This is a genomic window from Actinotalea caeni, assembly GCF_009733795.1.
GTDB lineage: Bacteria > Actinomycetota > Actinomycetes > Actinomycetales > Beutenbergiaceae > Pseudactinotalea > Pseudactinotalea caeni.
Map to the genome: position 1 here is coordinate 65577 of NZ_WNXX01000002.1, position 19797 is coordinate 85373.

Annotated in this window: 16 protein-coding genes; 11 read left to right on the plus strand and 5 right to left on the minus strand. The window is 73.6% G+C overall.

Annotated elements, in window-relative coordinates; genetic code table 11:
- Positions 1-38 precede the first annotated feature (38 nt).
- Positions 39-1049, minus strand: a complete 1011-nt coding sequence (locus GPA02_RS02185; RefSeq protein ID WP_156198218.1) for a glycosyltransferase family 4 protein — start codon at positions 1047-1049, stop codon at positions 39-41.
- A 113-nt stretch (positions 1050-1162) separates the two neighbouring features.
- Between GPA02_RS02185 and GPA02_RS02190 the strand changes: the two genes are divergently transcribed.
- Genes GPA02_RS02190 through GPA02_RS02200 form a run of 3 tightly spaced genes read left to right on the plus strand, consistent with a single transcriptional unit; the run spans position 1163 to position 5233 of the window.
- On the plus strand, positions 1163-2326 hold the full coding sequence (locus tag GPA02_RS02190) for a glycosyltransferase family 4 protein (RefSeq protein ID WP_156198219.1): 1164 nt from the start codon (positions 1163-1165) through the stop codon (positions 2324-2326).
- Positions 2327-2348: 22 nt separating this feature from the next.
- The gene (locus tag GPA02_RS02195) at positions 2349-3275 is read left to right on the plus strand and encodes a glycosyltransferase family 2 protein (RefSeq protein WP_162457679.1); all 927 of its coding nucleotides are present in this window, start codon (positions 2349-2351) and stop codon (positions 3273-3275) included.
- A complete protein-coding gene (locus GPA02_RS02200) occupies positions 3272-5233 on the plus strand; it encodes a glycosyltransferase (protein WP_156198221.1) in 1962 nt (653 codons plus the stop codon). Before GPA02_RS02195 ends, GPA02_RS02200 begins: the two co-directional genes overlap by 4 nt.
- Here GPA02_RS02200 and GPA02_RS02205 read toward each other — a convergent pair.
- From GPA02_RS02205 to GPA02_RS02220, 4 genes are all read right to left on the minus strand, one after another.
- The gene (locus tag GPA02_RS02205; RefSeq protein ID WP_156198222.1) at positions 5226-6371 is read right to left on the minus strand and encodes a glycosyltransferase family 4 protein; all 1146 of its coding nucleotides are present in this window, start codon (positions 6369-6371) and stop codon (positions 5226-5228) included. The genes GPA02_RS02200 and GPA02_RS02205 overlap by 8 nt on opposite strands.
- A gap of 41 nt (positions 6372-6412) precedes the next feature.
- Positions 6413-7072: an LPXTG cell wall anchor domain-containing protein gene (locus GPA02_RS02210; RefSeq protein ID WP_156198223.1), complete on the minus strand. Its 660-nt coding sequence runs from the start codon at positions 7070-7072 to the stop codon at positions 6413-6415.
- Between the two features lie 153 nt (positions 7073-7225).
- Positions 7226-8587: a DUF1996 domain-containing protein gene (locus GPA02_RS02215; RefSeq protein ID WP_240133847.1), complete on the minus strand. Its 1362-nt coding sequence runs from the start codon at positions 8585-8587 to the stop codon at positions 7226-7228.
- 136 nt (positions 8588-8723) lie between these two features.
- A complete protein-coding gene (locus GPA02_RS02220) occupies positions 8724-10514 on the minus strand; it encodes a DUF4012 domain-containing protein (protein WP_156198225.1) in 1791 nt (596 codons plus the stop codon).
- A gap of 141 nt (positions 10515-10655) precedes the next feature.
- Here GPA02_RS02220 and GPA02_RS02225 point away from each other — a divergent pair, with 141 nt between their 5' ends.
- From GPA02_RS02225 to rpsK, 8 genes are all read left to right on the plus strand, one after another.
- Positions 10656-11672 carry a glycosyltransferase family 4 protein gene (locus GPA02_RS02225; RefSeq protein ID WP_156198226.1) on the plus strand — a complete coding sequence of 339 codons (1017 nt, stop codon included), beginning with the start codon at positions 10656-10658 and terminating at the stop codon, positions 11670-11672.
- Positions 11669-12784: a glycosyltransferase gene (locus tag GPA02_RS02230; protein ID WP_156198227.1), complete on the plus strand. Its 1116-nt coding sequence runs from the start codon at positions 11669-11671 to the stop codon at positions 12782-12784. Before GPA02_RS02225 ends, GPA02_RS02230 begins: the two co-directional genes overlap by 4 nt.
- A 165-nt stretch (positions 12785-12949) precedes the next feature.
- Entirely contained in the window at positions 12950-15406 is a 2457-nt protein-coding gene (locus tag GPA02_RS02235) for a helix-turn-helix transcriptional regulator (RefSeq protein ID WP_156198228.1), read from the plus strand.
- Positions 15403-17967, plus strand: coding sequence for a LuxR C-terminal-related transcriptional regulator (locus GPA02_RS02240; RefSeq protein WP_156198229.1), 2565 nt, complete (start codon positions 15403-15405; stop codon positions 17965-17967). The genes GPA02_RS02235 and GPA02_RS02240 overlap by 4 nt, the downstream gene beginning before the upstream one ends.
- 309 nt (positions 17968-18276) lie before the next feature.
- On the plus strand, positions 18277-18498 hold the full coding sequence (gene infA / locus GPA02_RS02245) for a translation initiation factor IF-1 (RefSeq protein WP_110851913.1): 222 nt from the start codon (positions 18277-18279) through the stop codon (positions 18496-18498).
- 84 nt (positions 18499-18582) lie between these two features.
- Positions 18583-18696 (plus strand): 50S ribosomal protein L36, encoded by a 114-nt coding sequence (gene rpmJ / locus GPA02_RS02250; RefSeq protein ID WP_133110088.1) that lies wholly within the window; start codon positions 18583-18585, stop codon positions 18694-18696.
- Between the two features lie 205 nt (positions 18697-18901).
- On the plus strand, positions 18902-19276 hold the full coding sequence (rpsM, locus tag GPA02_RS02255; RefSeq protein WP_156198230.1) for a 30S ribosomal protein S13: 375 nt from the start codon (positions 18902-18904) through the stop codon (positions 19274-19276).
- A 35-nt stretch (positions 19277-19311) separates the two neighbouring features.
- Positions 19312-19719, plus strand: a complete 408-nt coding sequence (gene rpsK / locus GPA02_RS02260; RefSeq protein ID WP_156198231.1) for a 30S ribosomal protein S11 — start codon at positions 19312-19314, stop codon at positions 19717-19719.
- Positions 19720-19797 lie beyond the last annotated feature (78 nt).

Sequence of the window (19797 nt, forward strand, 5' to 3'; positions counted from 1 at the left end):
ACCGGCGACGTGAGCCGCGGCTCACGCGCGCCCGCGCGTCAGACCAGACCGAGCGCCGATCGCCACAGCTCCGCGTGCTGCTGCGCGCTGCGGTCCCAGGTGAACGACTGCGCCCGTGCACGCCCTCTCGCGCGCATCGTCGCGACCTCCGAGTCCTCCGACGTGGCGAAGATCAGACCCTCCGCGATCGCGGGCCCGTCGGGCTCGACCAGCAGGCCCCCGTCGCCCACCACCTCCACCAGCGAGCTGGTGCGTGCGGCGACCACCGGGACGCCAACCGCCATCCCCTCCAGGGCCGGCAGCCCGAACCCCTCGTACAGCGAGGGCACGACGACGGCAGCTGCACCGGCGAGCAGGCCGGGCACGACGTCGTCGGCCACCCGACCGAGCAGCCGCGTGCGGGGCAGCGACCCGAACAGAGCGGTGCGGCGCGGGTGGGGCGGGCCGCTGAGCGCGAGGGTGAGGTCGGGCCGGGCCCGCGCGACCAGCGGCCACGCCTCGGCGAGACCCTCGAGGTTCTTGCGTGCCGAGGCGCCTCCGGCGTGCAGCACGTAGGGCTCCTCCAGCCCGAGCCGTGCACGCGCCTCGGGGTCGAGCGGCCGCGCGTCGAAGAACCGCTCGTCGACGCCGTTGTGGATCGCGTGCACGTTCTCGATGCCGAGGTGCTCGGCGACGTCGTCGGCGGAGAACTGGGAGGGAGCGACGACCGCGACCGCCCGCCGGAGGTCGGCGGACGCGAACGGTTCCGGCGTCGACTCGTCGGGGAAGCGCCACGCGACGGTGTCGTGGATGGTGATGATCTCCGGCACCCGGGCCGGTGGCATCCCCAGACCCATCCGGTGCACGACGTCGGCACCCCGGTACATGGCCGCCCCGGCGACGGCGCGCACCGGCCGAGGGGCCGAGCGCAGCACCCAGGTGGGCAGCCGGGCGGTGCCGGGCAGCTCCGAGCGGACCGACCGGACGATCTCGCGCCGCACCTCGACGGCGTCGCCCAGCACACCCGGGGCGCGCCGGATGATCTCTTCCTCGTAGACCTGCTGCCCCATGGGCGCCGCGGTGGCTATGGTCGCGAACGTGATGCGAATGACGGCCTCCGGAGCGGGGTCGACGCCGTGCGGCGGGGCGGCTGAGGATCCGAGCGTAGCGACCCGGGCCTCGCGTGGCTGACGTCGCGCTCGTCGCGAGCTCGTTCGCGCCCCGGGTCGGCGGCGTCGAGGAGCACGTGCGCAACGCCGCCGCGCGGCTGCGGGAGCAAGGCGTGGACGTGGTCGTCTGGACGGTCGACCAGGGCGATGCGGTGCCGGCGGAGGTCGACGGCGTGCCCGTCCGCGTGCTGCCCTGCCCGCTGCCGGCCCGCACGCCCAGGTCGCTGCTGTCCTTCGTGTGGCGCGGACCGTGGGCGGCGCTGCGGTGGGCGGGCGCGCTGCGGCGGGACCGTCCGCGCGTGCTCCATGTGCAGTGCTTCGGTCCGAACGGGGTGTGGGCGCTCGCGGCGAGCCTGCTGACGCGGAGGCGTCTCCTCGTCACGAGCCACGGTGAGACCTTCGGTGACGCCGACGACGCCTTCGGAGGGTCGGCGCTGCTGCGCCGGGGTCTGCGCGCGGCACTGGGCCGAGCGGCCGTCGTCACCGGCTGCGCCGCACGCGTCGTCGACGACCTCGAGCGGCGCTTCGGGTTGGCACCCGGGCGCGGCGTCGTCGTCGCCAACGGTGTCGACCTCGACGAGCAGGCGGGTGACGTGCCTCCCGGGACCCCGGCTCGCTACGTGCTCGCGCTCGGTCGCCTCGTGGAGAACAAGGGGTTCGACCTGCTGGTGCGCGCGTTCGCCGCCGCGCGGCTGCCCGACGACGTCCACCTGGTGGTCGGCGGTGACGGCCCCGAGGACGCCCGCCTGCGGCGGCTGGCGGCCGAGCTCGGGGTCGCGGGACGGACCCACCTGCCGGGGCGGCTCGCACGTGGCCAGGTGGTGGCGCTCGCGAGCGGCGCGGAGGTGCTCGCCGTGCCGAGCCGCGCCGAGGCGTTCGGGATCGTCGTGCTCGAGGGGTGGCGCGCGGGGGTGCCGGTGGTCGCCACCACGCGCGGCGGGCCCGCGGATCTCGTGCGCGACGGCGAGGACGGCTGGCTCGCGGACCCGGAGGACACCGAGGCGTTCGCGGCGGCGCTGCGAGCCGCGGTGCTCGACCGCGACGCGGCGGCCAGGATCGGACGCGCCGGCCGTGCGCGCGTCCAGGAGTTCACGTGGGAGCGGATCGCGGGGGAGTACCTGGACCTCTACCGTTCGATCGGCGTCGCCGGCCCCCGCGTGGCGGGCTCGCGGCCGTGACGGCGTCGGTAGCATGCGCGAGGTGACCCCTCGCCCGTCCCTGGTCAGCGTGGTCGTCGCCACGAACCGGGCCAGGCCCTTCCTCGCCGAGGCGTTGGCCTCGGTGCGGGCACAGACGTACGCCGCCGTCGAGCTCGTCGTCGTCGACGACGGCTCGCCGGAGCCCGCCGACGTCGCCGCAGCGGTGGCATCGTTCCCTGGCGCCGTGCTGGTGCGGCAGCCGCCGTCCGGTGTGGGCGTTGCCCGCAACGTCGGCGCCGCCCGTGCGACCGGCGAGCTCCTCGCCTTCCTGGACGACGACGACCGGTGGCACCCGGAGCGCCTCGCGGCACAGGTCGCCATGCTGCAGGCGAGCGCGGACGCGGTCGCCTGCTACTGCGGCATGCGGACGATCGACACCGACGGTGCGGTGCTGGTCGAGGCGGACCAGGTGGCGATCGCCGACCGGACGGATGTCGCCCGGCGGGTGACGGGGATCATCCTGCCCAACCTTCTCGTCCGGACGGCCGCGTTCCACGCCGTCGGCGGTTTCCACGCGGGTATCAGGCTGGCCGAGGACCTCGACCTCGTGCTGCGGCTGGCGGAGAGGGGTCGGTTCGTCTTCGAGCCGCGAGCACTCGTCGACTACCGGGCGCACGGTCAGAACACGACGGCGCGGCATCGCGAGCTGACACGCAGCATCGACCAGGTGCTTCGGCTGCACGCGTGGTCGGCGCGCGAGCGGGGCGACCACGCGCTCGAGGCGGCGCTGCGCGAGAGCCTGCGCAAGAACGACAGGTTCGCATGGTGGAGCGCCGGCCGTGCGGCCCGCGCCGCGGCACGGGAGCGCCGGCCGGCTGCCGCGCTCGGGGAGATCGGTTGGGCGCTGCGGACGGCCCCGGGCGGGCTGCTCGACGGCGTCGCGCGCCGGTTGCGGACGAGGTCCGACGAGCCAGGAGGTCGGTCATGAGGGTGATGCGGGTCGCGCACCACGCGGTCGTCTCCGCCTGGCGCGAGCGTGAGCGGCGGCTGCGCGACCTCGGTGTCGACGTCCGGCTGCTGTCCGCCCGGCGCTGGGACGAGGGCGGCCGCCCGGTGCCCCTCGACGTCGAGGACGACAGGTTCGTCGCCGGCGCCGCCACGCTCGGTCGCCACCCGAACGTCTTCCTCTACGACCCCCGTCCGCTGTGGCGCGCGCTCGGCCGCGCGCCCGACCTCCTCGACCTGCACGAGGAGCCGGTCGCGCTTGCGACGGCCGAGGTGCTGCTGCTGCGCCGGCTGCGAGGCGTGCGCGCACCGTACGTGCTCTACTCCGCCCAGAACATCGAGAAGCGCTACCCGGTGCCGTTCCGCTGGTTCGAGCGGTGGGCGCTGCGTGGTGCCGCGGCGGCCTACGTGTGCAACAGCGAGGCGGGCGAGATCCTGCGCCGGAAGGGCCTGCGCGGCCCGGCCCGGCTGATCCCGCTCGGGGTCGACACGGCCACCTTCGTGCCGGCGGAGCGCAGCGGGCCGGCCGCCGAGCCGGTGATCGGCTACGTGGGCCGGCTCGAGCCCTACAAGGGTGTGGCGACGTTGCTGCAGGCACTGGTCGGTCGTCCGGCGTGGCGGCTGGAGATCACCGGCGACGGGCCGCAGCGCGACGAGCTCGCGAGCCTCGCGCGCGAGCTGGGCGTCGCCGACCGGGTCTCGTTCCTCGGCTTCGCACAGGGCGACGACCTCGCTGCGCGGTACCGTCGCGTCGACGTCGTCGCGGTGCCGTCGATCCCGTGGCCGGGCTGGCTCGAGCAGTTCTGCCGCGTCGCCGTCGAGGCGATGGCCTCGGGCGTACCGGTGGTGGCCAGCCGGTCCGGCGCGATCCCGGACGTCGTCGGCGACTGCGGTGTGCTCGTCGAGCCACGGGACCCCGACGCGCTGCGCGCGGGTCTCGACGAGGCGCTGACGCCCGAGCGATGGCGCGAGCTCCACGAGCGCGGACCGGAACACGCGCAGCAGTTCACCTGGGAGCGCGTGGCCGAGCAGCACGAGGCCCTCTACCGCGAGGTGCTCCAGCCGCGTCCCAACGAGCGGGGCGCAGACCGGCCGCTGCCGCAGGTCGTGGCGATCGCCTACGGCGACCCGGACCTGCTCGACGGTGCTCTGGGTGCACTCGAGGGCGAGCTCGACATCACGATCGTGGACAACTCCTCGGCGCCCGAGACGCGCGCGATGGCGCAGCGCCACGGTGCGCACTACATCGACCCGGGGCGCAACCTCGGGTTCGGCGCCGGCGTCAACGTGGCGCTCCGCTCGCTCGCCGAGCGCGGGCTGGCCGACCGCGACGTGCTGCTGCTCAACCCCGACGCGCGGATCTCCACCGCCGGCATCCGGACCATGCACGAGCTGCTGCGCTCTGCGGACGACATCGCGGCGGTCGGCGCCACCCAGACGGTGCCCGACACCGGCGAGCAGGCGAGGGTCTGGTGGCCGTTCCCCTCGCCCGCCCGCGCCTGGATCGACGCGCTCGGGCTGGGCCGGTTCGACCGCGCCCAGGGGTTCGCCATCGGGTCGGTGCTGCTGCTGCGCGCCGAGGCCGTGGCGGCGATCGGTGAGCTCGACGAACGGTTCTTCCTCTACGCCGAGGAGGTCGACTGGCAGAAGCGGGCGCGCGACGCCGGCTGGCGGATCGCGGTCGCCCCCGTCGAGGCGACGCACATCGGCGCGGGCACCACGAGCGACAGCACGCGTCGCGAGGCGCTGTTCTTCGCGAGCAACGAGCTGTACCAGCGCAAGCACTTCGGGGCGCTGGGCTGGCAGGTGTTCCGCGCGGGGGTGGTCACCGGCGCACTGGTGCGCGAGGCGGTGGGCCGCGGTGAGCGGCGGGAGGAGGCCCGACGCCGGCGACGCATCTTCCTCGAGGGGCCGGTCGCCTACAGCAGGCGGGTCAGCTGAGCACCCCCTCGCGCCGCTTCTCCTCGACGACCTCCTCGTAGACGTCGAGGGTGCGTCGCGTCACGGCGTCCCACGACGTGTAGGCGCCTGCGTCGCGCCGTGCCCGCTCACCCATCCGCCGCCGGAGGTCGCGGTCGGCCACGAGCGGTGCCAGCGCGGCGGCCACCGAGGCGCCGTCGCGCTCGATGATCGAGCCGTTGCGGCCCTCCTCGACCAGCTCCTCGGCCACCCCGAGCGCCGTCGAGAGCACCGGCATGCCCGCCGCGGCCGCCTCGAGCAGGACGAGTCCGAACGCCTCGTACATCGTCGGGAAGACGAACACATCACCTGCTTGGAACTCCTCGTGGACGGCGGGGGAGTGGCCGGCGAACACCACCCGGTCGGCGACGCCCGCTGCCCGAGCCTGCGCCTGGAACGGGCGCGGGTCGTCACCGCCCACGACGAGCAGGCGCACGGTGCTCGGCAGGCGCGGCAGCGCGTCGACCACGGCGACCAGCCCCTTGCGCCGGAACTCCTTGCCGACGAACAGCAGCACCACGTCGTCGTCGGTGAACCCGTGCCGCCGGCGCACTTGAGCGCGCAGCTCGGCGGCGTCCGCGGGCTGGAACCTGCTGACGTCGACCGCGTTGGGGATGACACGGACACGCTCGGGGTCGACCCCGTAGAAGCGCGTGAGCTCGCGGCCCACGCTCGGTGAGACGGCGATCGCGCGGCGGTACCGCCCGGGACGGTAGTTACGGGTCTCGACCGCCAGCACGGCGTGGTGGAAGGGGTTGGCGAGTGCGCGCACCACCTCGCCGCTGCGCAGCTTCATGTCCCACCACGCCTTGTGGCAGCTGTGCGCGGTGATGACGTCCTGCTCGCGCAGCGCGCAGCCGCCCTGGTTGTGGAGGACGTCGAACCGCTCGTCGCGCAGGCTCCGCGTCGCGGCCGCCGAGTAGGTCACGGGAACGACGAACGACGGCGAGCTCAGCGCGTCGACGCGGTGCCAGCGCAGCGGTGGGCTCGGCTCGGGCTGCACATCGGTCGCGACGAGGGTCAGGTCGACATGCTCCGCGAGCCTGTCGGCGAGCTCGTAGGAGACGCGTTCGATGCCGCCCTCGTGGTTGAAACGGAAGGACGACATCGCGACGCGCACGGGCTCAGCGTAGTGACGCTGGGGCCGTGCGCGTCGCGTCCTCAGTCACGCGCCACCCGCCTGCGGAGGAAGATCAGCGCGGCGCCCGCCACCAGCAGAGCCGCGCCAGCGGTGACCAACCATCCGACACCTGCGCCCGTCACGGCCATGCCGACGCCGGAGGACTCGGTCGTACCAGGCCCCGGCGGGGGCCCGAAGGTCGCCGTCCCCACGTTGGGCGGGTTGGTGAGGCAGGCCGGTGACGAGGGCGGGTAGGCGACAGTGACCGTCGCCTGCGGGTTGACCGAGATCGTCACCTGGACCTCCGGCCGGACCCAGTCCCACTCGTCGCCCTCGACCCACTCGCCGTTCTCGAGGCGCCAGCCCGGCCAGTCGCTCGGGTTCCCCTGGTCGTCGACCGCAGCGCCGGGCCACATCACGCGACCGGACAGCGGTACGCCGGCCTGCACGTGGTTCTGGCTCGGGTCGGTGGGGTGCTCCCACGTGATCGTCGCCGTCTCGCCCGAGCCGTTGATGACGTTCACGGCGTACTCCAGGTAGGGCACGTCGCCGTCGCACAGCGGCTGGAGGACGGACACCTCCAGCGTCGGCTCCTCGGGCGGCCCGTACTGCGCCGCGGCCGGAAGTGCCGGTAGGACCATCGCGCCGACCAGTGCCGCAGCCCCGACCCAGCGCGCCTGTCGTCGCGCGTTCCATTCCATAGCCAGACGTCCCCTCGTTCCGGATCGGCCATCCCCCCGCAGTATGTGTGCGCGCGCGGAGGCCGGCTGGGGTGGTCCGGGTGGGATTCGGGCGGCTGGAGGGGGTCGCAGAGGGTTAGGCGGCGTGAGGACCGGACAGAGGCATCCCTGGTCTCACGTGCGGCGCAGCGCCCGCACTCGGCGCAGACCGGCCCAGAGCGCTCCGGAGGCGACGACCGACAGCGCGATCCACGAGTACCGCCAGGGGCCGCCCGCTCCGCGTCGCGCGTCCGTCGCGCCGACGCCGGGCGACCGGTCCGGGGCATGTGCGTGCGACGGCTCGCCGGCGGTCCCTGACCCCTCGGCGCGATCGTCCGGCCGTAGCTGGGGCGTCGGTGCGGTCGTGGCCGGCGTCGTCGTTGCCGTGCGGCTGGTTGTGGGTGCGGCGCTCGTCGGGGTCCTCGACGGCTCGGGTGCACGCGTCGCCGGCCCGCTCGTGGTCCCGCTCGCTGCAGCGGTGGCGGGGGGATGGGCATGGGAGGTCGCCGGCGAGCTCGCCGGTTCGGAGGATGGCGGAGCCGGCCGAGGTGGGTCGGCGCTCAGCTGGGCGTCGACCTGGGCCGGATCGACCGATCCGTGCGGGATGGCCGGGTAGCCGAGCGGGTTGCAGTCGACCGCCACGTTGATGCACTGGTTGACGAGGTTCGCCGCCGCCGTCGTGTCCCACGCCACGAGGACGTCGCCGTGGAAGGTGTACGCGCTGCCGCTCGACCAGCTGAACGTCCCCGCGTCGCCGTTGACGCCGAAGTACCACGCCTCGAAGGTGATCTGCGGCAGCTTGACGGGGTGACTGCTCGGGCACGCGCCGCGCGCACCTTGCGAGTACGCCATGTGGGACTTGTGGTCCGCCGAGTCCAGGTTCCTGCCGTCCCAGCAGTCGGGGAAGACCAGCTTGGCGATCAGCACCTCGTCGGAGGCGCAGGAGACGAACGTGTGGTCGCCGCCGTGCTGGCGACCGGTGTCCGTCTCGTGGGCGCACGCGTAGGTCACGTGGTTCTGCGGCGTCGTCGCGTGCATGTCGCCGGCGATCATCGCGAGACCCCGCGGCATCGCCTGCGCGACGGGCAACCCGTCGGGCCCGCCGGCGCGCCGGTAGTAGATCGTCAGCTGGTGCGCGCCCGAGTCGGTGTAGACCGGCACGCCGTCCTGGTGCAGCGTCGGGATCCAGTAGGCGGAGAGGTCGACCGCGTCGTAGTGGTTGCCGCACTGAGAGGTCGGCTGCGCGAGCAGCGACGCCGTCGTGGTGCGCTCGTCCACGTTCTTCGCGCCGAAGAACGTGTGCCGGTGCGACCGCCCCGCCTGCCCGGGGAACACGATCGGGTCGTTCGGCGCCATCCCGGTCGGGTAGCACACGACCCGGAACGACGGGTGCGGCGCGGCGGTCGCGCTCTGCGGCGCGGCGAGCGCGCCCGCGAGACCGAGCAGGACGGCGACGCCGAGCAGGCACACCAGCCTGGTGAGGGTCGTGGGGGACATGGTCACGGCGCATCCTCGGGGTCGACGGCGGCGCACGTCCCCGCATGTGCACGCACGGCTTCAGTTCGTGACGGCTGCAGACTAGCGGAGGACTCCTGCCGCGGTCGGTGAGATGGACGTCTCGCCCTGCGGGCGATCAGTCGTCGGCGGAGCAGTCCGGCACGTCGTGCTGCACGAGGCCCGAGGCATGCGTGGTCGGCGTCGCCCACAGCGTCGCCGTTCCCGCGTCGGAGGGCTCTGCTGCGACCAGGTCGAACCGGATGGTCACCGACTCGCTCGGGGCGAGGTCCTGCGTGAAGACGGTGACCTCGCGGCCGTGCGCGTCGTAGCGCTGACCACCGATGACGACGCCGTCGCGCTCGATGTCCACGACCGCGCCGCCGACGGGGCTGTGCAGGGCCACGTTGGTGCGGATCGTGCCGAGCAGGTCCTCCGGCAGGTCGACGCCGGTGACGTAGCTCGGCAGCGACGGCACGAGGTCCGCGGGCACGGTCGACGTCAGCCGCAGCTCGACGGTGTCGGCCCGGCCGGCATCGGTGCACTCCGACGCGACGATCGTCACCTCCGTGTCGAGGTAGTAGCTCATCTTGCTGCGGGTGCCGTCGTTGAGGAACACCCCGCCGGAGCCGGTGGCCGCGTCGAAGTCGCCCCCGAGGCCGTCGGCGAGCAGCTCCTGCTCGTCGGCGTGCGCGGACCACACGAGCAGCCGCCGCTCGTCGCCCGCGCGCATCATCACCTCGAGCAGGCCGGCGCCCTCGGGCGACCGCAGCACGTGGTCGACGACGGCCGAGGCGACCGCGGCGAACACGTCGTCGGCGTCGTCCGGGTCGGGGTACTCGAGGTAGATGCGGTTGAGGAGGATCTCGACGACGTTCCCCGGGTCGAGCGTCCAGCCGATCACGTCCACGGGGCCGACCGCCTCGAGGAGGTACGACAGCGTCACCGGGTCGACCGCGACGACGCCGTCGACCTCCTCGCCCTGCGACTGCCGCCACATCTCGGCGGCGACGGGGCCGGAGACCGGGAACTGCGGGATCATCGTGACGTCCTGCACGAACCGGGCCGGGGCCTCGCCGTACATCGCGAGGTCGTCGGGCCGCAGCTCGGCGACGGGCGCCGGGAACGGCCCGACGTCGGAGCTCGACGCCGTGCGATCGAGGGCCACGGCGCCGTCGTCGGCGGTGACGAGCAGCATCGCGCCGGGGACACCACCGTTGGTGCGCAGCTCCGCGTTGCTCTGCGCGAGCACGAGGTACTGACGTGGCCCGTCGCCGCCCAGCATCGGCGGCAGCAGCACGCTCAGGTCGTGCCCGGTCGTCACGGCCGACCGTAGGTCGGCCAGCTGCTCGGTCGCGTGCCCGAGAGGCCGACGGATCTCGTCGACGAGGCCGGTCGCGTCGAACGCCTGCAACCGGTCGTCGGCATCGACGACCGTGTCGCGCGCAGTCGCGAGCGGGAGGGCGGCGGCACGGATCGGGTCGAGGTCGATGCGGCCGTCGGTCAGTCGCAGCCCGCCGTCGGCGAGGACGCCGCTCGCAGCGCCGAGGTGCGGCAGCACGTCGACGGCGACGTCGTCGACCACCTCCCCGACGAGCGTCAGTGCGGCGGCGTTCGGGCCGATCCCCGGCACCCGTGCCGCCAGCCACCAGAGCGGACCGTCGGTGCTGGCGCGTGCGGTGGCGGTCTCCGACTGCAGGTCGGTGACGAGCCGGTCGTAGGCGTCGAGGTCTCCCGCGATCAGCGCGTCCTGCGCTGCCGGGAGGTCACGGACGACCGCGGCGAAGCTGCTGCGGGCCTCGAGCGCGTCGCGCACGAGCAGCACGGCTGCCACGACCAGGAGGACCGCGACCGTCAGCACGCTCCAGCCGACGATGCGACCGACCCTGCGGCGGCGCGGTCGCTCGCCCTTGGCCGACCCACCGCTCATGCGGGGAAGGTAGCACCGCGCGCCGCGGATGGAGCGCCCGGTCCTGCGCGCGGCTGGCTAGACTGCGGCCGATGAGCCGGCGGTCCGGCTGCCGCCGGGCGGGCGTCCTGCTCGCGGGCAGCGACGAGCGGGGAGCATGACGTGCACGTGGTCCAGCTCGTGTGCTCCGACGGCTTCGCCGGGGTGGAGCGGTACCTCGTCAACCTCGCCACCGGGTTGGCGGCCCAGGGCGTCGACGTCACGGTGATCGGCGGCGCGCCGGGATCGATGAGGGAGGCGCTCGCAGGCGCGCAGGTCGCGTGGCGACCGGGCGGCAGCATGCTGCAGGCGCTGCGCGAGCTACGGTCGCTGCGCGACGTCGACCTCGTCAACTCGCACATGTCCCAGGCGGACCTCGTGACCGCGCTGGGCCGGACGGGTCGCGACTTCCGGCACGTCAGCACCCGGCACTTCGGCGCGCCGCGCGGCAGCTCCCGCCCGGCCGCGGCGGTGTTCGCAGCGGTCGCGCGGCGGGTGGACGCCCAGCTCGCGATCTCGCGCTTCGTCGCCGACAACGTCGACGGCGTGAGCGAGGTCGTGCACTCGGGCGTCGCGACCCGGCCACTCTCCGCCGACCGCGTCGACGAGGTGCTGCTGGTGCAGCGGCTCGAGCCCGAGAAGGACACCGCCACGGGTCTGCGGGCCTGGGCGGTGTCGTCCGCCCGCTCGCGGGGCTGGCGGCTGCGCGTCGTCGGTGACGGCTCGCAGCGGCGCGAGCTCGAGGAGCTGGCCGGTGCTCTCGGCGTCGCCGACTCGGTCGAGTTCCTGGGCTTCCGGACCGACGTCGACGCGCTGCTGGCTCGGGCCGGCGCTCTGCTCGCCCCGACGCCGCGCGAGGGCCTGGGCATCGCGGTGCTCGAGGCGATGGCGCACGGGACCCCCGTCGTCGCCTCGGCGGGCGGAGGTCACCTCGAGACCGTGGGCGCCGTGGCGCCCGAGGTGCTGTTCCCGCCCGGTGATGCCGACGCGGCGGCGCGAGCGCTCGACGCCCTGGTGGCCGATCCAGCTCGCCGCGCCGCGCTCGGGGCCGCGCTCCGCGAGCGGCAGCAGGAGTCGTTCACGCTGGCGAGCCAGGTCTCCGGCACGCGCCGGCTCTACGAACGGGTGCTCGCCCGATGAGCCGCGACCTCGTGGTGCTCTCGCTCGAGCGCTGGGACGACGTGTGGCGGCGCAACCAGTACCTCGTGCACGGGCTGCTCGAGGCCGACCCGCAGCTGCGGGTGCTCTTCGTGGTGCCGAGCCACGACGTCCTCCACGCCGCGCTGCACGGCCGCGGTCTCGGGCGTGGCTCGGGGCTGCAGCAGGTGACCGGGTACCACGGCCGCCTCTGGCAGCTCGAGCCGACCAAGGTGCTGCCGCGGGCGGTGGGTGGGCTCGCCGACGCGCTGCTCGTGCGCTCGGTGCGGCGAGCGCTGCGCCGGCTGCGGATCGATGCTCCCGTGCTCTGGGTGAACGACCCTTCGTGGGCGAGCCTCGTGCGCGCCGAGCCCCACTGGCCGGCGCTCTACGACGTCACCGACGACTGGCTCGCCGCCGAGCGGCCCGAGCGCGAGCTGGAGCGGCTGCGCAGCAACGAGGCCGTGCTGCTCGAGCGCGCCCGCGCCGTCGTGGTCTGCTCCGCGGCGCTCGCGGTGTCCAAGGGTGCCGACCGTGAGGTCGTGCACGTGCCCAACGCCGTCGACGTCGCACGTTACCGGCGGCCGCTCGCACGGCCCGACGACCTGCCGGCGGGCGGTACCGCCGTCTACGTCGGGACGCTCCACCAGGACCGGCTCGACGTCGAGGTGACCGGTCGCACCGCCGAGCGGCTGCGAGCCGACGGTGCCACGCTCGTGCTGGTCGGACCGAACCTGCTGGCCGGCGAGCACACCTCCGCCCTGGAACGGCGCGGCGCCGTGATCCTCGGGGGGCGGTCGTTCGACCGTGTCCCCGCCTACCTGCAGCACGCGACCGCGCTCGTGGTGCCACACCTGGTCACACCGTTCACCGACAGCCTCGACCCGATCAAGCTGTACGAGTACCTGGCGGTCGGCCGGCCGGTGGTCAGCACACCGGTCGCGGGGTTCCGAGAGCTGAGCATCCCTGGCGTCCACGTCGTGCCGCCCACGGACTTCGCCGAGGCGGTGGCACACGCCGTCTCCGAGGACCCGGCCACCGTCGAGCACAGCGGAGTTCCGGACTGGTCCGCGCGCGTCGAGCAGATGGCGTCCGTGCTGGCGCGTCTGCGCTGATCAGCGGCTCGTCCGTGCCCGCTCGGGCCCAGCAGTCTCCGTGCCCGTCGCTGCGCCGACACCCGGCGGATCCGATGGTGCGCGGACGGTTGTCCCTACCACTATGATGCGGAGGTTAACGTCGGGCCGTCAGGTGCCGGCGGGACAGGACCCGGGGGTGGGGATGTGACGATCAGCCCCGTCGCAGACACGGGCGCCGCATCTCACGAGCGGGCGCAGCGCAGCCGCACGCCCGTGGTCGTCCCCGAGCGGGTGCTGGACGCGCTGCGCGCGCGCCGCCCGTTGACCGTCCTGCGTGGCCCGCGAGGGTACGGCAAGACCTCCGCGATACGGCAGTGGCTCAGCGAGGAGCAGGTGCAGCCGCCGCCGATCTACCTCTCCCTCACCGAGACCAGCAACGAGCTGCCCGGGTTCTGGCAGGAGCTGCGCGAGGGCCTCGAGCAGCACGGCGTCGAGGTCGGCGACCGCGGCGACGACCGGTGGTCGGTCGTCAGCACCCTGGTCGAGCACCAGCGTCGGCTGCTCATCATCCTCGACGACTTCCACGAGGCCGGCCTGGGCGACGGCGCCGCGAGCATCGACGACGACCTCGTCGACATCGTGCGCCAGAACGACCTCATCGACCTCGTCATCGGCACCCGGACCTACCGCACCCTGGAGACCACCGGGATGCTCTCGGTCGACGGCGTGGTGCTCGGCCCCGACGACCTGCGCCTCACCGGTCGCCTCGTGCACCGTCTCGCGACGACCCTCGGCGTCGAGATGACCCTCGACCAGGCCGAGGAGATCGCGGTCGACACCGGCGGCTGGCCGTCGGCGATCCGCGCCGGCCTCGTGCGCACCGCCTCGGGCCAGGGCGTGTTCGACGCCTCGCTCGTGGACGACTACATGGTCAACCTGGTCTCCGACCTGCGGTTCCCCTCGGTGCGCGCGTTCGTGCTGCGCACCGCGATCCCCGAGCGCTTCACGCCGGACATGGCTCGCCTGATCGCGCCCTCGCAGGTCGACCCGCTGCGCATCCTCCGCAACCTGCGCTTCTCGGGCCTGCTCTCCGAGCACAACACGGTCGAGGGCAAGATGTACTCGTACGCGCCCACGATGCGCGCCGCGCTGCTGCGGCTGGGTGCGTCGATGGAGCCCGAGATGGTGCGCGAGGTCCACCGCACCCTCATGGAGCTCGCGGCCGCCGCACGCGACCCCGCCCGGGTGCTCATCCACGCCGTCGAGGCGCAGGAGTACGACACCGCGCTGCAGGTCATCGAGCGCGAGTGGGCCACGCTGCTCGCCTCCTCGCCGCTCGTGCTGCTGCAGGTCGCGCGGCGGTTCCCGCCCGAGATCGTCGCCAAGGAGCCGCGCCTGCGGATCGCGCTGCACGACCTGGAGTCCGCGCCGACCGCCACCTCCTCGCCGTTCACGATCGACCCGGGCAGCTTCGCCGCCGAGCTCTCCGAGCACCTGAGCACCCCGGTGGGCGCCAACGCCGAGGAGTCGCTCGCGCTGCTGCACTGGGGCATCACCTGCCTGCTCGTCGGCAACCTCGACGCCGCCAGCTACGCGTTCAACCGCGCCCGCACGCTGGGTCTCGTCGGCGGCGGCCCGGAGGAGACGGTCGAGCTCGCCGCGGTCGGGCTGGCGGTCAGCCACGCCTTGGAGGGCGAGCCCGACCTCACGATGCGCTGGCTGGAGGACCCGAGCGTGCGCAACCGGCTCACCGAGCTGCACGAGGTCGACGGTCGCGACATCGTCGTCGTCGGGGCACAGCTCGCACGAGCGATCGCGCTCACCGACGCCTGCGACCCGGCGGCGACCGACGCCGTGGACGCGATGGGGGAGCCCGGCCACCGCGACGACCTGTGGGCCGCCACGGTGTTCGCCCGCGCGCACCACGCCGTCATCAGCGGCGACGCCGACCGCGTCACGCGCCTCTCGAACGAGGTGCGTGCCGCGATGCGGCACGTCGCGCGCGGCTCGCTCATCGAGGTGGTGCTCGGCAGCACGCTGGTCGAGCTGCTGATCGCCGACGACGCCGTCGACGTCGCGACCCAGGTCGCCAACCGGTTCGCCGACTCCGCGATCTCCTGGGCCGCCGAGGCCAAGTGCGCGCTCGCGTCGCGCCGTTACGACGACGCGCTCGTCCTGGCGAACAAGGCGATCGGCGTCGCGCAGCGCTCGTGGCGCACCACGATCGAGTGCCAGGTGGTGCTCGCGAGCGCCTACCACGCGCTCGGTGACGACGCCGCCGCTCACGAGGCGTTCCGGCACGCGGCCCGGATGGCGCAGGGCACGGGCCAGCGCCGCCCGTTCATGCTCATGCCGCGGTTCCTCTTCGACAGCCTCGCCGCCGACGACCCGAAGGTGCAGGCGCTGTGGCCGCGCCCGGTCGCGGTCGCCCAGCCCGGCCGCTCGGTCGTCGGCGAGGAGGAGCTGCCCACGCTCACCGCGCGCGAGATCCAGATCCTGCGCGCGCTCGAGGTGCACCCCGGCCCGGTCGGCATCGGCAAGGCGCTCGGGCTCTCCGCCAACACCGTCAAGACACACCTGCGAGCGATCTACCGCAAGCTGGGCGTCAGCAACCGCGCCGACGCCCTCGCGGCGATGGGTGGCCTGCGGAGGGGTACGTGAGCCAGCCGCTGACCAGCAGCCGGCAGCCCGGCCGCGTCGTCCCCGTGACGGCCGACATGCGCCCCCGCCGCGGTCTCCCGCGACTGCCCGTCGGGTACGTGCCGCCGCGCGCCGTCGAGCGGCTGATCCGCGGCCCGCTCCCGGCGGTCGTCACGCTGCAGGCACCGCGTGCGTTCGGCAAGACGGCCGCGGTGTCGTGGCTGCTGCGCAACGACGAGGACCAGCGGCACGACCACGTCTGGGTGAGCGTCCCGCAGCGGGGTGTCGACGCCGAGGGGATGTGGGACACCCTCCAGCGGCGGCTGCGCGACATCGGGCTCGACGACCTCGACTGGCCCGCGCTCAACCGCTCCCTCGCGCGGCGGCGCCGCCGGCTCGTGCTCGTGGTCGACAACCTCGACCGCGCCGACATCGGCGTCGACGAGGACCTCGCGACCCTCGCGGGCGAGCACGAGCAGGTCGACGTCGTCGCCATGATGCGCCAGCCGCGGCCGATCCAGCTCTACGCGACGCAGCTCGATGGGGTGAACCTGCACTCGGACGACCTGCGGATCGGCCCGCTCGACACCCAGCGGATGGCGCGCCAGGTCGGGCAGCCGCTCGACGAGGCCGACGCCGCCGAGCTCAACCGGCAGCTGCGGGGCTGGCCGGCGCTCATGCGGATCGTGCTCGGTGAGCGGATCCTGCACGTCAACGGCGAGCTCGTCGTCGACCAGGGCCTCGTCGACCGATTCGTGCGGCTGATGATCAACGAGATCCCGCACCCCGGCACCCGCCGTGCGGTGCAGGTCCTCGCGGTCCCGGAGATCCTCCCGCACGAGCTCGTCCTCGCGCTCGTGGGGCAGGAGAGCTGGGACCGCATGTCGGCGTTCCTCGCCGACCTCGGGCTCTCCCCCCACGAGGTGAGCGGGCGCTCGCCGGGCCCCGACCCGATCCGCGCCGCGGCCGCACGGATGCTGGCCGACGACGACATCGAGGCCTACCGGGACGTGAGCGGGCGCTCGGCGCGCTGGTTCCGCGCCCGCGGCGCGGTCGCGCCCGCGCTCCGGCACGCGCTCGCGGCCGCCGACTGGGAGCTGGTCGCGGCGATCCTGCGCGAGGAGTGGTCGATGCTGCTCGCCGACCACCCCGCGCTGGTGCGGCAGGCGGTCGACAACCTGCCGAAGGAGCTGGCCGACGCCGACGCCCGCCTGGTCGTCGCACGCGACTACATCCTCAACATCGCCACCGACGACCGCGCACGCGAGGCGTTCGTGGCGCAGCTGCTGCTGCCCGACGCCTCCGCACGCTCCCGCAGCCGCCGCCGGCTGTCGTTGCGCCAGGTGCTGCGACTGAGCTCGACCGGTCTGTACGACGTCGCGCAGAACCTCGTCGAGAACCGCGACCTCTCCGCCGCGATCGCGGAGAGCGGCTGGAGCGACGAGGTCGTGCGCACGGTGCCGCGGCTGCTGCAGGAGTGGGCCGTCGCGAGCCTCGTCGACACCCCGGGTCTCACCTCGGTCTACGCCTTCTGCGAGGCCGCCGAGTGGGCCGAGCACCTCGGCGACCAGGCGGTGCTGCTGGACGCCGCGGCCGGGGCCGCGCTCGCGCACGTCGCGATCGGCAACCCGCGCGGGGGCCAGGCGTGGCTGGACAAGCTCGCGTCGCTGCCGGACCCGGAGCCGGGCACGTTCGCCGCGGTGACGGCGGGGCTGACCCGCGGGGTGATGGCGCGCCAGGTCAGCGCCGACGTCGTCGGTCTCGACGAGGACTACGACATCCCGGAGGAGCTCGGCGACCTCCAGGTGCTGCCGGTCGTGCTGCGCGCGGACCGGCTGCTGAAGGAGGACCGCGCGCGGGAGGGCATCCGGCTGCTGGAGACCTACCGCGTGCGACCGCTCGACACCACGGTGCCCAGCCTTGCCGAGCAGTTCCTCATCAGCACCCTCACCGAGGCCTACCTGGCCACCAACCAGGTGGAGCGCGCCCGCAAGATGCTGCTCGAGGTCGACGCCAACGGCGTGCACCACCGCGCCTCGTGGGCGATGGTGTCGTTCCAGTCCGGCGAGTACGAGCAGGTGCTGGCCTCGGAGGTGAGCGACGACCTGGTGCCGCGGCAGACGCTCAAGATCGCGCTGCTGCGCGCGTGCGCGGCGCTGCGGCTGCAGCAGCGTGCCGCAGCCCTCGACGCGTTCCAGACCGCGGTCACGACGGCGGCGCAGACCGGCATGCTGCGCCCCTTCCTGCTGATCCCGCAGGCCGACCTGCGCGAGCTCGCGGGCGACGACGGCGAGGTCGCGGAGATGCTCGCGGGCTTCGACAACCACGGCGGGCTGCTGCCCGAGCCCCAGGACGGCAGCCGGCTCTCGCCGCGCGAGCTGCAGGTGCTCGACGTCGTCTCGACCGGTGCCTCGTTCGCCGCGGTCGCCAGCCGGCTCTACGTCTCGCCCAACACCGTCAAGTCCCAGATGCGCGACATCTACCGCAAGCTCGGGGTGCGCGGCCGGGAGGCCGCCGTCGAGCGTGCCCGCGAGCTCGGCGTGCTGCGTCGTGTGCCGGACCTCAACGGCCCCGGGCGCTGACGGGAGGCACGCGGCGCCGACCTCCCACGGGTGCGCGGGCGAGCAGCGGGAGTAGCCTGGGTCACCGCGGCTGGAAGCAGCCCTGGTGATGCCGTATGATTGCCCGTTGGGTGTGGGCCGGTCTGCACACGCAGACGTCTCGCGTTGCTCGCCCTGCAGATCCTGGCACGTCCACGACGGGCCCGGGAAGCAGGTGGCGGCGCGAGCCCGTCCGGATCGTCGAGGTGGCGACCGCTCGTCATGAGCGGGCTGAGGCACGTCGTCGGCCGGGTGGTCCGCCGCCGCAATCTACTCAGGACAAGCGAGGACATGGCCAAGAAGGACGGCGTCATCGAGATCGAGGGCAGCGTTGTCGAAGCGCTGCCCAACGCGATGTTCCGAGTGGAGCTGAGCAACGGGCACAAGGTGCTGGCGCACATCTCCGGAAAGATGCGCCAGAACTACATCCGGATCCTCCCCGAGGACCGGGTCGTGGTGGAGCTGAGCCCGTACGACCTCACGCGCGGCCGCATCGTCTACCGCTACAAGTAGCACCCCGGGGCCACGGCCCCGGACCCGAACCAGCACATGTAGGCCCCTAGCCGGGGCTCGCCCCCGGACAACGAGGACAGCGTCATGAAGGTCAAGCCCAGCGTCAAGAAGATCTGCGACAAGTGCAAGGTGATCCGTCGCAACGGCAGCGTCCGTGTGATCTGCGACAACCCGCGCCACAAGCAGCGTCAGGGCTGAGCGAGCTCACCCCCGACGGGTCGGCACCGCCGCGGCGCGCGGCACCGACCGGCAGCACCCCCAGCGCCGTGCAGCACCACAACATCGTTCCGTCAGCGTCACCCGCACCCCGTGCGCGGAGGCGCCACCCCCGGTCGGAGGCCGGGGCCCGGTCAACGGACCGGGGCGGCGGAGCGGAGGACCTCCGAACTCACCAGGAGTGAAGTTGGCACGACTCGTCGGCGTCGACCTCCCCCGCGAGAAGCGGCTCGAGGTTGCGCTCACCTACATCTACGGCGTCGGGCGCACACGCGCCAAGGAGACGCTCGCCGCGACCGGCATCTCCGGGGACGTCCGCGTGAAGGACCTCGGTGACAACGAGGTCGTCGCGCTCCGTGACTACCTCGAGGCGAACTACAAGCTCGAGGGCGACCTGCGGCGCGAGGTCGCCGCGGACATCCGTCGCAAGGTCGAGATCGGCTGCTACCAGGGCCTGCGCCACCGTCGTGGCCTCCCGGTCCGCGGTCAGCGCACCAAGACGAACGCGCGTACGCGCAAGGGCCCGAAGCGCACCGTGGCCGGCAAGAAGAAGGCCCGCTGAGCGGCGCCCCCGACGGAGAAAGACAGAGCTGACACATGCCTCCCAAGACTCGCCAGGCCGCGGGCGCTCGCAAGCCCCGCCGCAAGGAGAAGAAGAACGTCGTCCAGGGCAACGCCTACATCAAGTCGACGTTCAACAACACCATCGTCTCGATCACGGACCCGTCCGGCGCCGTCATCTCGTGGGCGTCCTCGGGCCAGGTCGGCTTCAAGGGCTCGCGCAAGTCGACGCCGTTCGCCGCCCAGCTCGCCGCCGAGGCTGCTGCCCGCAAGGCGCAGGAGCACGGCATGAAGAAGGTCGACGTGTTCGTCAAGGGCCCGGGCTCGGGCCGCGAGACCGCGATCCGCTCGCTCACGGCCGCCGGCCTCGAGGTCGGCTCGATCTCCGACGTGACGCCGCAGGCGCACAACGGGTGCCGGCCGCCGAAGCGTCGCCGCGTCTGATCGTCCGGGTCCACGGACCCATCCCTGAGGTACCCCTCGTCCGGACCGATGGGCGAGGGCGTGCAGGCGTCATATAGC